The 15,595-nt window shown below is 38.6% G+C and carries 11 protein-coding genes; 8 read left to right on the forward strand and 3 right to left on the reverse strand.

Features of this window, described 5'->3' with window-relative positions; genetic code table 11:
- Positions 1-63 precede the first annotated feature (63 nt).
- A complete protein-coding gene (locus J2Y03_RS04490; RefSeq protein ID WP_132094779.1) occupies positions 64-369 on the reverse strand; it encodes a monooxygenase in 306 nt (101 codons plus the stop codon).
- Between the two features lie 316 nt (positions 370-685).
- Between J2Y03_RS04490 and J2Y03_RS04495 the strand changes: the two genes are divergently transcribed.
- The 4 genes from J2Y03_RS04495 to J2Y03_RS04510 all read left to right on the forward strand — a co-directional run bounded on the left by J2Y03_RS04495 (position 686) and on the right by J2Y03_RS04510 (position 5,409).
- Positions 686-1,951, forward strand: coding sequence for a LysM peptidoglycan-binding domain-containing protein (locus J2Y03_RS04495; protein WP_310191085.1), 1,266 nt, complete (start codon positions 686-688; stop codon positions 1,949-1,951).
- Positions 1,952-2,137: 186 nt separating this feature from the next.
- A complete protein-coding gene (gene dacB / locus J2Y03_RS04500) occupies positions 2,138-3,574 on the forward strand; it encodes a D-alanyl-D-alanine carboxypeptidase/D-alanyl-D-alanine endopeptidase (RefSeq protein WP_310191378.1) in 1,437 nt (478 codons plus the stop codon).
- 190 nt (positions 3,575-3,764) lie between these two features.
- Entirely contained in the window at positions 3,765-4,199 is a 435-nt protein-coding gene (locus J2Y03_RS04505; protein ID WP_310191088.1) for a CBS domain-containing protein, read from the forward strand.
- A 175-nt stretch (positions 4,200-4,374) separates the two neighbouring features.
- On the forward strand, positions 4,375-5,409 hold the full coding sequence (locus J2Y03_RS04510; RefSeq protein ID WP_310191091.1) for an ADP-ribosylglycohydrolase family protein: 1,035 nt from the start codon (positions 4,375-4,377) through the stop codon (positions 5,407-5,409).
- Positions 5,410-5,479: 70 nt separating this feature from the next.
- Here the strand turns inward: J2Y03_RS04510 and J2Y03_RS04515 are convergent, their stop codons facing one another.
- Positions 5,480-5,638, reverse strand: coding sequence for a hypothetical protein (locus tag J2Y03_RS04515; protein ID WP_165903186.1), 159 nt, complete (start codon positions 5,636-5,638; stop codon positions 5,480-5,482).
- Between the two features lie 481 nt (positions 5,639-6,119).
- On the opposite strand from J2Y03_RS04515, the gene J2Y03_RS04520 reads away from it, so the two are divergent.
- Together J2Y03_RS04520 and J2Y03_RS04525 are read left to right on the forward strand one after the other, a co-directional pair.
- Positions 6,120-7,550 (forward strand): purine-cytosine permease family protein, encoded by a 1,431-nt coding sequence (locus J2Y03_RS04520; RefSeq protein ID WP_310191094.1) that lies wholly within the window; start codon positions 6,120-6,122, stop codon positions 7,548-7,550.
- 231 nt (positions 7,551-7,781) lie between these two features.
- Positions 7,782-8,507: a CBS domain-containing protein gene (locus J2Y03_RS04525; protein ID WP_310191097.1), complete on the forward strand. Its 726-nt coding sequence runs from the start codon at positions 7,782-7,784 to the stop codon at positions 8,505-8,507.
- 41 nt (positions 8,508-8,548) lie between these two features.
- On the opposite strand, the gene J2Y03_RS04530 is transcribed toward J2Y03_RS04525, so the two are convergent.
- Positions 8,549-9,280 carry a hypothetical protein gene (locus tag J2Y03_RS04530; RefSeq protein WP_310191100.1) on the reverse strand — a complete coding sequence of 244 codons (732 nt, stop codon included), beginning with the start codon at positions 9,278-9,280 and terminating at the stop codon, positions 8,549-8,551.
- Positions 9,281-9,439: 159 nt separating this feature from the next.
- Between J2Y03_RS04530 and J2Y03_RS04535 the strand changes: the two genes are divergently transcribed.
- Together J2Y03_RS04535 and J2Y03_RS04540 are read left to right on the forward strand one after the other, a co-directional pair.
- Positions 9,440-12,385 carry a PD-(D/E)XK nuclease family protein gene (locus J2Y03_RS04535; RefSeq protein ID WP_310191102.1) on the forward strand — a complete coding sequence of 982 codons (2,946 nt, stop codon included), beginning with the start codon at positions 9,440-9,442 and terminating at the stop codon, positions 12,383-12,385.
- Positions 12,378-15,578, forward strand: a complete 3,201-nt coding sequence (locus tag J2Y03_RS04540; RefSeq protein ID WP_310191104.1) for a UvrD-helicase domain-containing protein — start codon at positions 12,378-12,380, stop codon at positions 15,576-15,578. Before J2Y03_RS04535 ends, J2Y03_RS04540 begins: the two co-directional genes overlap by 8 nt.
- The last annotated feature ends 17 nt before the right edge of the window (positions 15,579-15,595 follow it).

Raw genomic sequence — 15,595 nt, forward strand, 5'->3', positions numbered from 1 at the left:
CTCTCTTTCATTAGATTAGTGATTATAAAAACCTGTAAACTTGTAAATTTACAGGTTTTTTACTTATTTTACTGGCCCGTTGGTAATCTCAGTAAGTTTAGAATTAATCGCAAGGATTTTTGCGTTTACATCTGTTATTCCAAAGCCAGCTAATCTTTTTGAGTGCATTTCTAAATATTTTTCAGCAGTTTGTTTTGTTTCAAAAATATAAATTCCACCAGCTAAGTTTGTTTCAGGACTCTCTGTCCAGATTTTCCACATGAAACCTTCTTCTTCATTTATACTTTTGGCTAAACCAGAAAACTCCTCTGCCATTTCATCACCGAATGGTCCATTCATTTTAAAATCCACTTGTAATACGTATGCCATTGTCATTCTCCTTAATTTTGTAGTTGTTGTAAAAAATAATTCCCTTAGAATTTCATTCACGTTTTTGTTTTACCATTGTATTTTATCCAAAATGAATCCATGAAAATACCAATAGTTTATTTTATTTGTTGTTTATACAACACATCTACTAAATTGTTTAAAAAGTAGGTGGGAATCATGATATGACTCAATCAAAGATGGACCCTGAGTTCTGCGTACTTGCAAATTAATCTACCCAGTTCGCTTTTTTCGTGGGAAAGTGCAATATTCCAAGTGTTTTCCCCATATGATGTAGGTAAAAAGGAGTGTGAGAGGGATGGGTGTACATGTGGTGGGTACGGGAGAAAATTTGTGGGCAATTTCAAATAGATATGGTGTACCGATCCAAACTATTGTCAAGCAAAATGGACTGCCATCGGCTAATGCACTTGTACCTGGTCTCGCATTGTACATCCCAGACAACCAGCTGTCAATCCGCTCCTATCAAATAAAACCAGGGGATCAAATTTGGAAATTAGCCAAGAGGTTCAACACTGAAATTTCAGCTATTTTAGCCGCCAACCCAGGGATTGACCCGACTCAGCTTTATATTGGGCAAATTATCAATATTCCATCCCCAGTGAAATTAGAAATCTCGACATTGGGGTTTCTTGTACCATCAGGGGGTAGCTCTATTCTTTCGATATTAGATTCATTGGCAGAGCAATTAACCTATTTAGCGGTAGTAGCCTATTCGTTTACGGCAGAGGGGTATGCATATAACCAGATTGAAGATTCAGCGATTGTATCGCACTGTAAGCGATTAAATATTACACCTTTACTGATGATTCGTAATTTTACAGGTGTAGATTTTAGTGCGGAACTGGCAGGACATGTGCTAGGAAATCCAACTTATCGTCGAAATTTGATCCTAAGTATCGTGAATTTAACAAGGCAAAGGGGCTTTGGCGGTGTCAGTATTGACTTTGAATTTATTCCGCCACCACAGCGCAATGATTTTAATATATTTTTAAGAGAATTAAAGATTGCCTTGGGAGAGTTGATCCTGCATGTAAATGTACATGCAAAAACGGCAGACCTCCCGACCAATCGAATTGTGGGAGCATACGATTATGCAGCGATTGGGAATGCAGCTGACATTGTGGCTGTTATGACGATTGATTATGGATACCCAGGCGGACCGCCGGATCCGATTGCTCCTATCTGGTGGATAGAGGAAGTGATTCAATACGCCCTTACACAGATTAATCCTCGTAAACTGCAAATTGCTATGCCGCTTTATGGATATGATAAGGTTGTAGGAACGAATGCGACACATGCTATGTCTGTGGTTTCAGCTCAAAATCAAGCCATTACCACGGGTTCTCCTATTGAATTTGATCAGCGGTCGATGTCACCCTGGTATCGGCATTGGAGTACGGGGCTAGAACACATCGTTTGGTTTGAGGATATTAGAAGTTTAATTGCAAAATATCGATTGATAGATATATATAACTTATTAGGGACTACCTATTGGCAAATAAGCTTACCTGCACCTCAGAACTGGGCGTATTTGAGTAATAATATAACTGTATTGAAATAGTGGTATTGCTCATCGCTGATATATTTGGATTACGCAGATATATGTTCAGAAACGCAGATATATTTATTTTTCAGAAAAGTAATTAGAAAATTTACCTAAGAATAGGAAAAAAAGTCCGTTTATTAGGAAAGACTTATTGAAAAAAGGGAAAGTTGGAAATGGATTTTGCTGAAAAGATTGAATTTGATCATTTTAATAAGTTTTTTCGCTGCATTATTACCACAAACACAACCAGTCCTTGCGCAGGATAATTTGGCGCAGCAATTAAATCAGCTGTTAAATGGGGATCCCAATTTACAAGGCGCTATTGCGGGGGTGAGTATACGAAATGCCACAAACGGTGAGGTCATATATGATCATTTAGGAGATGTCCGCTTAAGACCAGCATCGAATATGAAGCTTTTAACAGCTGCAGCTGCATTATCAGTGTTAGGGGAAGACTATACCTTTAAAACGGAAGTACTCACCGACGGGGAAGTGAATAGGAAAACACTTCAAGGAGACCTCTATTTAAAAGGAAAGGGCGACCCCACTCTCCTAAAGGAAGACTTTGATAAAATGGCAGCAGAACTCAAAACACTGGGGATACAAAAAATCACCGGTCATTTAATTGGCGACGATACCTGGTATGATGACATCCGCTATTCAATTGACTTGCCGTGGAGTGATGAACAAAGGTACTATGGTGCACAAATTTCTGCCTTAACGGCCTCACCAACTCATGATTATGATTCGGGTTCGGTGATGATTGAAGTCAAACCGGGTAACCACGAAGGTGATAAGGCGGACATTACAGTAACGCCAAATACTGACTTTGTAAAAATCATCAATCAAACCAAAACGGTTGCTAAGGATGGAAAAAAGAAGCTGACCTTTGAACGGGAGCACGCCAAAAACACGATTACGATAACGGGTACTTTACCTATTACATCTAAAGGTCAAAAGGAATGGATCGGTGTTTGGGAACCGACTCGATATGCGTTAGCACTTTTTAAACAATCGCTCGCAGAAAAAGGCATTCAATTATCGGGGAAAATAAAAACCGGAACTACTCCAACGGAAGCTAAAATCGTATATACTCATAGCTCAATCAAGCTTTCAGAGTTACTAGTTCCTTTTATGAAACTGAGCAACAACGGGCATGCCGAAACCTTGATAAAAGAGATGGGAAGAGTGGTAAAAGGGGAAGGCAGTTGGGAAAAGGGTCTCGCGATCATGGAAGCAGAGTTAACAGAATTTGGGGTCAACACGGAATCATTGGTCTTGCGGGATGGTTCCGGAATTTCACATGTCAATTTAGTCCCGGCGGCGCAGCTTTCTCAATTGTTAGTTGCCGTTCAGCATCAATCATGGTTTCCGGCCTTTCTTCATTCACTGCCAGTAGCGGGGTCGAGTGAAAAAATGGAGGGCGGTAGCTTACGAAGTCGGATGAAAGGTGCTGATGTAAAAGGGAAGGTATTTGCAAAAACCGGCACTATTTCTACAGTAAGTACCATATCAGGGTATGTTAACACCAAAAGCGGGCAAACCATGATATTTTCTATTATGTTAAACAATCTGATGGATGATGCCAAAGGAAAGAAAATAGAAGATAAACTGATTTCAATTATAGCCAGTCATTGATGAGTTGTGTCTCTTAGATACAACTCTATTTTAAATTTAAGGCATTTAAATTCAGCACTTCTCACGTTCGATGGGGGGGTCTTTTTTCAGGTATTGATAAAAATATCCATATAAATAAAAAATATTCATTAATAATATCGCGAATCTTCCTCATCCTATAAAAGTAAAAGTATAATTTGGAGGTAATTTTATGGCACAATTAAGAGATATCATGACATCAGATGTTGTTACCGTTAACGAAACACAGACCGTACAGGAAGTAGCAGCCTTAATGAGCAAATATAATATCGGAGCTATCCCAGTAGTAAATAACAGCAAACAAATAGTTGGAATGGTAACGGATCGTGATATTACCCTTCGAACGACAGCACAAGGGGAAAATCCACAAACACCAGTATCCGAAGTCATGACTGCACAGCAAATCGTTCAAGGTACACCTGATATGGACGTTCACCAAGCAGCAGATTTGATGGCACAGCAGCAAATTCGCCGATTGCCGGTGACCGAAAATGGACAATTAGTAGGAATGGTTGCTTTAGGTGATCTAGCAGTACAAAATCAATTTGCAAATGAGGCAGAACAGGCATTACAAAGTATTTCAACTCCTTCAGCACCCCAACAATAGTAAGAGGGACTGGGAGCGGGTACCGTTTGGATGAGCTCGGCTTTGTTTAAAGTTAACAAGTCGAGGATTTTCAAGATATTTTGAATATTAGTTTGCATGAGTTGTATCATTTAGATACAGCTCTCTTTTTTCTGTTAAAATATAGAAAAACAAGCAGTGTGAAAGGGGAATAAATATGCAAACTCGCAATGAGCGCTATCAGGGCTGCCTGATTGGCGGGGCAATTGGGGATGCGTTGGGCTGGCCAGTGGAATTTTTGAAGCTTGATGAAATTAATCGGAAATACGGACCGAAGGGTATCACGAACCTTGAAAAAGGGAGAAGTAATCTGGTCGAAATCACCGATGATACGCAGATGACGATTTTTACTACGGAAGGGCTATTACGTGCGGCAAATAGAGGGAGAAATAGAGGGATTGGACATATTCCGTCGGTGGTTCATCGAAGCTATTTGCGCTGGCTAAATACACAAGGAGTGACTAGCGACGTTGAAAAGGATGGATGGATTTATTCTATAGAGGGTTTGCATACGAGAAGAGCGCCTGGTAATACGTGTTTAGACGCGCTAATGTCTGGTAAAATGGGGACGATGGAAGAGCCAATCAATAATAGTAAAGGCTGCGGTGGTGTAATGAGGACCGCTCCTATTGGTTTATTTTATAAGAAGGAGCAGGCATTCAAACTTGGATGTGAAAGTGCAGCGATTACTCACGGACATCCGAGCGGCTACCTTTCTGCTGGAGCTTTAAGCTATATAATTGCAGCCATCATTGAGGGGTTAGATTTAGAAATCGCTGCTGAACAGGCTCTAATAGAGTGCGAAAAGTATCCTTATAGTGAAGAATGCAATAAGCTTATCCAAAAAGCAATCTCCCTATCGAAATCAGACAAACCCGACCTGCAAGCAATTGAGAGCCTCGGAGAAGGATGGGTAGGGGAGGAAGCCTTAGCTGTTTCAATTTACTGTGCTTTAAAATATAAAAATAATTTCGAAAAAGCTGTGATTACTGCCGTTAATCACGATGGTGACAGCGACAGTACCGGAGCGATTACTGGAAATATTTTAGGGGCTTATCTTGGGATTAAGGGCATTCCAGAAAATTGGGTAAGAGAAATAGAACTCTCAGAAGAGTTGACTCAACTAGCAGAAGATTTAGTCAAGACCTATGAAGATAGTGAAGAATGGCATGAAAAGTATCCTGGCTGGTAAAATAACAGACTTTTTCGCTACATGATTCCTAACAAATTGCTGTAAAAAAACCACTTGGAAAAGTGGTTTTTTAATCGCGCATTGCTCCTGCCTCTCGGGAAGTCATTGCACCTTCCCCTTGGCTGACATCTTTTTGAATTTCTTGTTTTACTTTTTGTGCATCCGTGCCGGCAAATTCTGGTTTCATAATAGAACCCAAATTCCCTTTAGCTTGTTGATCCTGTTGCATACAAGTCCTCCTTCATTCATTGTTTAACAATCTTATTATTAGCACCGATTGGAAGAAAAAAACGACTTATTATTAAGTGATATCATTCTTCTTAACTTCTATCTGGATGCGAAATGGCAGGCTTTCTCTTATTCAATTAACGCTCCCCTACTTTAGTGTAATAAAGTTGTATAGTTAAACATTGCAGTGAATTAAAAAGTGATTTTTATACAAATTGTTGTATAAATGTATTTAGAGAATCGAAATAAAATCTTGATTATTAAAGGGTTTTTGCGACCCGTTTTTGGTAGAGACTTGATTATGTCAACTAAATGTGTATATAATAGTATATAAGCTATGGGAATTTGCTATAGAAATAGTAGATTATTTCCAAATAAAAAACACATTCTGTTGCCCTCTAAACAAGCATTCAGTCTTGACAGGGGATAGATGAATGTGAAATTACGATTAGAAAAGGGGACAGAAATGAAAGGATGGTTGCATGAGTGTAAACCAAACTACAGGTCTCCAAGAAAAAGAGAAAGATGATTATTCATTTGAACAGGTTCCAGAAGAAAAACGAAATATGGGTTGGTTCAGTGTCACCAATATTACGTTTGGGATTGCGACAGCCATTTTTTATTTTCAAACGGGTAGTGTAATGGCCCTTAAGTTTGGTGCGACAAACGCTATCATTTCAGCGATTTACGCTATTATTATTGCCGGTGTATTAGGTACTGTCATTGCTTATTTATCAGCAAAATCAGGAATGAATGTCAATCTCATGTCTAGGCAAGGGTTTGGCTATATAGGCGCCTCTTTAACTTCGTTAATTTACGCATCTAACTTTATCATGTATTGTGCTTTTGAAGGGATGATTCTCGTAGCGGCAGTACATGCATATTTCCCCGCAATTCCATTGTGGCTACTAATTATTGTATTCGGATCAATTGTTATTCCATTGAATTGGTTTGGTATTAAACAATTGGATAAGTTGCAGAAATGGTCGTTGCCGATTTTTGGCATTTTTTTAATTCTCACGATTATCGTTGCTTACAATACACCATCAAATTTTGCTGGTAGTTTTTGGACTTACTTACCAGAGGGTGTACAAACAGGTGGAACCGCCTTACTGTTGTGTATTGGTATGCAACACGGGATTATGGGCTTAACCGCTCTTATAGCGTCAGACTATGCGCGCTTCCTAAAGCCAAAGGATATTAAAATTGGCTCTATTATGATTGGGTTTATTCCACAAATTTTCTGCTTTGGTGTCATGGGGTTACTAGGAATATGGTTTGGTGTCCGATTAGCTGAATCTAATCCGGGGGTATATATTGTCACACTTATTGGACTAGGTGGCGTAGTATTTACGATGTTGACACAAATAAGAATCAATGTCACAAATATTTACAGTGCATCCCTTTCATTATCCAATTTCTTTGAGAATGTATTTCATTTCAAACCAAGTCGACGTTTTTGGGTTGTTGTCTCAGGTGTCCTATCAATTGCGTTAATGTTAGGTGGGATTCTTGATTATTTAGGTAGTGCAATGACATTCCAAGGGGTCCTATTGATGGCGTGGGCAGCCATTTTAGTTACAGATGCCTTAGTCGTAAAAAAATTATTGAAAATTGTACCGATAGAATATGAAGCAAGACAGGAAAAATTATACAAATGGAATCCAGTTGGCGTTGTCCCATTAATTGTTTCAAGTGTTCTTGGAACAATAGCAGCTTTAGGGTATATGGGAACGTTCTTACAAAATACAGCCACTTTCTTTGCGGCCATCTTAGCTTCAGTTCTTACGGTAATCATTGCTATTTACACAAAAGGGAAATATTACAGCAAAAGTGAATCTAGAAACATGATTCATAGAAAAACAAAGAAAAATAGTCTTTCATTAAAAGAAACAACAGTGGAGCAAGTTTAATAGAAAAGGTCCAACGTTTAAAAGGGAAGCCCAAGAATCTATCATTAATTAGATGAGATTCTTGGGCTTTTTTTCAATTAATACAATTTCCTGCGCCTACTCTGATTCTTGATGAAGGGATTACACATAAAGATGAAATTAACTAGCTCAATTAAAAAAGTGTATAGTTAAATTGTCAAAATAAATATATAATTAAGGATAAATAAGTAAACAAAATGGCAGGGGTAGAAGATGAAACAAATGAAAAAAGGACCAATCCTATCAGAACGTTTTGAGGTGGCCTTCAATCAAGTCCATGATGCGATGAAGGATATCGTCAAAATTAATGATGAGAGATTTGTAGTGTTGGTAAAGGTTGGAGCTAAGAAATATCAAATCATCGAAACATTTAAAAAAGACCTGGAGCAATATGCCAAGCTGCGTAATGCCATTGTCCATGAAAAAATGGAAATAGGCTATTATATTGCCGAACCGAATGCAAAAGTGGTTGAGCATATTGAAAAAATCGCCAACGTCTTTAACCGTCCGAATTATGCTATGTCGATTGCGACGAAAAATGTGATGTACTTTGATTATAACGATAGTATTTTAAAAGTGACTGAGGCGATTCGTCAGTATAATTATTCGAAATTTCCAATCTATAAGAATAAGGATTTTGTAGGTTTATTAACGGCAAGTTCGATCGTAAAATGGATGGCACAAAACATGGTGAGCACTTCTGTGAATCTAGCGGATACCCATATTTTTGATATTATGAAATACGAAAAATACCATCCGATTGACTTTGTATCGAAAAGTACGAATATCTTCGATGTTGAAACCATTTTTGAAAAGTCCCATAAGATGAAGAAAAAATTAGAAGCTGTGATCATTACCGAAAACGGCAAAAAAGACGAAACCCCACTTGGCATTATCACTCCGTGGGACTTAATTGAAATTGATTATACTGTTGATTAATAATAGAAGGAGCACACCAAAATTGGTATGCTCCTTTTATATTACTGCATATCATCAAAATTAAACTCGCTTAGTTGATCCATATGACTGGCAATCATGGCGATAATGGTACTCGCTTCTTCTTTACTGAAGATGAAATGAGATTCGTCTTTGATTAATTCATCATCGGTTGTCCAAATCCGGTTTATTCTTTTCAGAACACCGTCACCCGTTTCGGGCACCACACCAAATTGATACGTTACTTCGACTTCATCCTCATGCTTGAAGGCAGTAACCTCTGGCGTATTCCAGTCCACATCGATTTCTTCAAAAATATCATCAGTATTTACTTGCTCCGCTTCGTAATACTCCACACCATCATCGACCCTATCATCATAACAATCATCGCCGTCTGCATACACTTCGCTTGAAGTAAGGTAGACCCCATCATCCGTATAATGATCATCATCGTTCATATAATCATGAAGACTCGCATGTACTTCATCAACGATTTCTTCTATGTCCGAAAGGATGACTTTAGCAGTATGCCCACTGTCTACATCAAAGGTATCGATGTAGAATTCTTCGTTCCCGGGATCAAAGAACAATGTACAAAAATAGTCTCTATCGATATCTTCTGTTCGAACATCTTCTGTTTCTACAAAAAATTCGATCCTCGGATGTTTGGCAGCTCTCTCAATCGACATTTGACCAACCTGATCATACTCTTCACAAATAGATTCCAGGTGATCCTGAAGTTCGCCACAAACTCTGTCAAACCATTCTAACGACATTAACATCCATCCTTTCAAGTTTATCGAGGTTAGTATCTCCAAGAAATCATTTAATATGTTTAATCTATGCATTTTTGTAAAAACATGGATTTCGCTTTCTAGCTTAAATCGAAGAATGATATAATGTGTCCAAGGAATACTGCCAACGGAGGGGGTACCATGCAATCGTTAGTAAAAGAACTTAACCAAATTTGCACACAAAACCTCATAAATGAAAAAATCGTTATTGTTGATTCTTTTGCAATCGGGGAACAAATCAATGAAGCTTTCATTAAAGAGGGGCACAAGGCAATCAATCTAAAGTATAAAAGTGTAGATCATCTTGCTAGGAGCCTTGTGGAACTGAATTCAGACCAACCACTAACTATTTTAGATGGGACAGTTGGCGTTCATTTTACGTATGCCATATTGATGAAATTAAAAGAACAGGGGAATTTTCTTTATTTCTTAGGTATGGAGATTACTCCTTCTTTCAGTCATGCAATTTATTCTACCCTTCAAAGTTTACGACTTTCCGGCTACCATGCAGAAACCATTAAGAAAAATGCCTTCCTTTCGCAGGAAAAAGCGGAGGACATAGCAACTATTCTTTCTGAATATGAAAAAATGCTAGAACAAAATCATTTTTCCGATAAAGCTTCTATCCTTACAAAAGCCATCCAAATTGCCAAATGGGATGATAAGCGAATTTTTGTTTTACAATCCAATTTGCAACTAACCTATCTTGAGGAACAGCTTTTGAGTAAAATCTTACCGGAAGGTTCATTTAAGCTGCCACTTGCACCCGTATTCGGTGTGAACATTCCAGAGAGGTCCAGTTTATCTTCGATTTATTGGGGGGAACCAGCTCCATTAAGTTATTTGTACCAGCAAGAGGAAGCGGGTGCTGGATATACAAATGTAGAAGTTTTCACCTCAAAAACAGAGGAAATGGAAGCGAAACATGTCTTGGAAAAGATAAAATCCTCCAAGGCACCACTCGATGAGTGTGTTGTTTTTTATACAAATGCCGATTCTTACATAACACCATTTTTTCACCTTGCCCAAAAACTTGATCTTCCGATAACCTTTGGCGAAGGACTACCAGTTTCCTTCAGTCGACCAGGGCGGTTCATTTCCGGATTGATGTCTTGGATTCATTCGAATTATAGTGTCCAAACTTTTATTGATTTGCTGAATGAAGGCTTAATCGACTTAGGTAACGATTCACCATCGAAGTCTAGAATCGTTAAAGTATTGCGGGATTTACAAATTGGCTGGTCTCAGGAGCGTTACCTTACACAGCTTGAAAAGGTAAAAGAACGATTAATTGATAGTGGGGAAGAAATACGAGCAAACGAAATCACTTGGTTACAACAATGGTTTGCTAAAGTCTTTAGAAAACTTCCAAACTTTCATCACACCATAAATTATAAAAAGTGTTTAACCGGAATCTCCTATATGTTAAAGAATCATAGTAAAAGCAGTTCTGCACTTGATGAGATTTCAATGACAACGCTTTTTGAAGAAATCGAAAAAGTCATTCCATATGCTAATGAAGAACTTTCAAGACACGATGTGTTTGAAAAGATAAATGATTTGCTACTTTCGATAAAAGTAAACCAGTCGCGTCCAAAACCAGGCCATCTTCATGTCACTTCTTATAAAAGAGGAGTTTTCAACCACGCTGCCCACGTATTTTTTGTGGGCATCGATAATCGGAAGTTTCCAGGGAATTCAGGAGAAGATCCATTATTACTAGATACGGAGCGTTTGGCTCTCGGAAACAAGCTGCCATTACTCCGTGAAAAAGGTCAGGAAAATCTTTATACTCTCCTGCAAGTTTTAGCTCATTCAGCAGGTATGGTTACGGTTAGCTATTGTGATTTTTCGATTAATGATAATCGTGTTGTAAACCCTGCACATGTTCTTTTACAATGCTATCGAATGATGACTGGCAATAAGGATGCAGAATTTAAGAACTTAAAATCACAACCCTCAAGGCTTATTACTAGTGAGATTTTTGAAGATAAAGACTATTGGACTGAGAAATTAATTCACGATATTCCTTCAAAAATAAATGATGGGATACTGAATCATTTTCAAAACCTCAAACAGGGTCTTTCGGCGGAACGTGCTCGCTATTCAGAAAGTTACTCCGAATATGACGGGTTGATACAAATTGAAGCAGAGCACTATGACCCACGCCTCAATCAGGAAAAAACGATGAGTGCGGGGAAACTCGAGACACTTGCAAGATGTCCTTATTCTTATTTCCTCAAAGAGGTTTTAAGGATAAAACCAATTGAAGAGCTTTCTTATGACGCGAATAAATGGCTCAATCCGGCCACACGGGGCAGCTTGCTTCATAGTATTTTTGAAACTTTTTATAAGGAAATGAAACAACTAAATGCAAAGCCTTCCTATGCAATTCATTACGAAAAAATTATGGGTATAGCCGTCAATCTTATTGAAAAAGAAAAAGAAATTTTGCCTCCGCCGAATGAACGGGTGTATCAACGTGAACTGAATGATCTATTAGCCTGCTGCGATATCTTTTTAAAAGAAGAAGAAGTTCACAGTGAGCAATACAATCCGCAGCATTTTGAATATTCATTTGGGATTGGTGAAAGTGACCCAGCGATTATTACACTACCATCTGGTCAAGTTAAGATTTCTGGAATCATAGACCGTGTCGATCAATCCCTTGATGGAAGATTCCACATTATCGATTATAAAACAGGAAGTACGTATGGTTATGGGAAAAATCAAGCATTTAAAGGTGGACGCCAGCTTCAGCATATGATATACGCTTTAGCCATCGAACAGCACCTGAATCTTGGCGAGGGTGCGGTAGAGGAAAGTTCTTATTACTTCCCGACCATGAAAGGAATGGCTCAACGGTTTACAAGAAAACAGGACGCTACACTTAGAACCAATGGTTTAGATATCCTGCAAAAGCTAATTGATGTCATAAATCAAGGTCAATTTGAAATGACAGATGATGAAAATGATTGTAAGTTTTGCGAATACAAGCTTGTTTGCCGCCGACACTTCTATGACAAAGACACCCTTGAAAGGAAGCAGTCCAATCAGAAGCTAAAGGGGGTTCGCGCATATGACTAAATCGATTATCGATCAAGAAGCAAGAGATAAAATCAAATTCGAGCTGCAGACAAATTTCTTAGTTGAAGCCGGAGCAGGGTCTGGAAAGACTACGAGTTTAGTTGAACGGATGGTAAACCTGATTACCTCTGGAAGTGCAGAAATTCAAGAAATTGTCGCAATTACTTTTACCAGAAAAGCGGCAGATGAGTTAAAGGTGCGATTTCAAACCCAATTAGAGGAAGCATGGAAAATAGAAAACGACCTTGATAGCAAATTTCGGTTATCAGAGGCTCTCCAAAACATTGAGCGCTGTTTCTTAGGTACGGTTCATTCCTTTTGTGCCAAGCTGCTTCGTGAACGGCCGATTGAAGCGAATTTGGACTTAACATTTAAGGAACTGGAAGAGTCTGATGATTTGGAACTTTTGGAGGAAGCGTGGCAGCTCTATTTACAAAATGTAATGGATGAAAAGCCGTTTCTCTTTGACCAAATCAGTGAATTAGGAATAGGGGTAGATCAAATCTTTCCGTGGGTAAAGAATCTCAAGGAATATTCGGATGTACAGTGGATCACTGAAAATGTTACCAAACCTACTTTTGCAGCAGACTTTCAATCCTTCATGAAACTGATAAAAGAAGCCAAGAAATCTATACCGGATGAAGAACCGGCAAAAGGCTATGATTCTTTACAAAAGGCGATTAACATGGCCATTCAAAAAGAACGATTTATTGATACAACCAAGGAAAAGAATATCATTAGTATTTTCGAGTTGTTTAATAAAAGTTTAAAGCCGACATTAAACCGCTGGCATTCTAAAGAGGATGCCAAGTTTTACGAGGAAAAAATCACCTCCTTTTTCGAAGTGACCATCAAGCCGCTTATTCAAACATGGAGAGAATATTGCCATCCTTTTATCGTGGAATTCGTACAAGAAGCACTAGCAGCCTATGACACGTTAAAAAAGGAACGCTCACTATTAAGTTTCCAGGATTTAATGATGCACACCTCGCAACTATTGAAGAAAAATCCTGAAGTAAGAAGCTATTTCCAGGATAAATATCGCTTTTTACTGGTCGATGAATTTCAAGATACCGACCCAATTCAGGCTGAGATTATGTTTTATTTAACCAGTGAAGATGCTACTGAACAAATCTGGACAAGGTGCAGACCAAAAGCAGGCTCACTGTTTGTAGTCGGGGACCCAAAACAGGCGATTTATCGATTCCGCCGTGCAGATATTGATACATACAACCGGGTGAAACAGTTAATGGAAGAACATGACGGAGAGGTTCTCCAGTTAATCACAAACTTTAGATCCGTCAATACAGTAACGCAAGAATTAAATACAGTTTTTGAGCATCACTTACCTGAAGTAGAAACGGTTCACCAAGCGGCTTATCGACCATTAATCGCACATCACACCGATGAGGGAGGAGAATTTACCGGTATTAAACGGTTATCTGTCCCTGCAGACTTTAGTAAAAAAGAAGAGGTTATCTTAAAGGACGCAGATAACATCTCGTTGACTATTCAATCTTTGCTGAAGGAAGGTTATCACGCAAAGGACTTTATGGTACTGACAAGATACAATGATGGCGTTGCGGTCTATGCGAAAATGATCGAGGACTTAGGTATTCCTGTTAGTATTTCGGGTGAGGTTATCTTGGGGGAAACAAGGGAGTTCCAGGATTTATGGATTTTATTAAAATCCTTCTTAGACCCAACAGATGAAGTGGGTTTTGTTGCAGTATTGAGGGGGATATTCTTTGGAATTAGCGACCAAGAGCTATATGAATGGAAGCAGGCAAATGGTAGATTCTCGATTTATAGTGATATTCCGGTGGAGCTTTCTCCAACCATTCAGGAAAAGTTTAAAATCACGTTAACCATATTAAGATTATGTCAACAAAAGCTACGTCAGTTATCGCCAACTACCGCCATCGAGAAAATAATCGAAGAAGTTGGCTTTTATCCATTGCTTTTAAAGAATGGCCGAAACAAGCATACCTATAAAAGAATGCTGCAAATGATGGAAGCACTTCGCAAACAAGAGTCTATGGGGAATACCAACTATAAGCAAATCCTTGATTCCTTAACAACCTTGCTTTTTGAAAAGACAACGGTTGCGAATATGGAAGAAGAAGCAGATGCGGTCCGGGTGATGAATGTTCACAAAGCAAAGGGACTCGAGGCACCGATTGTTTTCTTGGCTCACCCTGCTAAGCAGGTAAATCCAGAGTCTTTTTTATCGCAGCATATTAAACGTGAAGACTATTCTTCCAAAGGATACTTTAGTTTTACAGTAAAGAATGGCTTTCAAGATAAGGAAATCGCAGTCCCTCTCGATTGGGAAACCTATAAAGCCGAGGAACTAGATTACCTTACTGAAGAAGAAATGCGAATCATTTACGTTGCTGCTACTCGCGCAGAGAAAGCTCTCGTCATTAGTTCGAACGGTAGTAATAAGAAAAATCCTTGGAGTGTCCTCTTTGAAATTGAAAATATCGAGGAAGTGGAAGTTCCAGAACTTGAGAAGGTCGAAAAAATTGCTGCTACTGATATCACTTTTGCTGAATACCAAGTGAAGACGATAAGTAAACTTGCATGGTTAGAGCATAGCAAAGGTAAAACCTTTGAACACTGGACGCCAACAAAGGATAAGGATTATTCCGACGTATTTGATATTGAACGGGAAACTGGCGGTGGAAAAGAGTGGGGTACCCTGATTCATGATGTTTTTGAAAAAGCGGTTCAAGGTTACGACGTTGAAAAGTACATTAAAGTTGCTTTAAACAGCAACAATATCCCAGCTTCAAGAGAAGATGAGGTCAACCACTATCTTACTAATTTCCGTAAATCGAAGCTATGGGATGAATTGCAAACAGCCGATGAAGTCTTAACAGAAGTTCCGTTTACCTTAAAGGTAGAAAAGCAAGATTCTCTTTATAGGCAAATAACAAAAAAGCCAGAAGAGCATCAGCCTTTCTATGTAAAAGGGATTATCGATCTAATTTACAAAAAGAATGGTGAATGGAATATCGTTGATTACAAGACAGACCGGCCAAAAAGGAAAGAAGATTACGAAAAGCTTCAAGCTTTTTATCGGAGCCAGCTAGAATTCTATAGGCAGGCATGGGAAGAAATCACGAAGGAAGAAGTAAGAAGTGCAAGTCTTTATTTTCTTGAGCCTAATGTGTTGGTTCCCGCATAAAAAGAAAAATTCCTCAT

This window comes from Neobacillus niacini, from assembly GCF_031457145.1.
In the GTDB taxonomy this organism is placed as follows: domain Bacteria; phylum Bacillota; class Bacilli; order Bacillales; family Cytobacillaceae; genus Neobacillus; species Neobacillus niacini_J.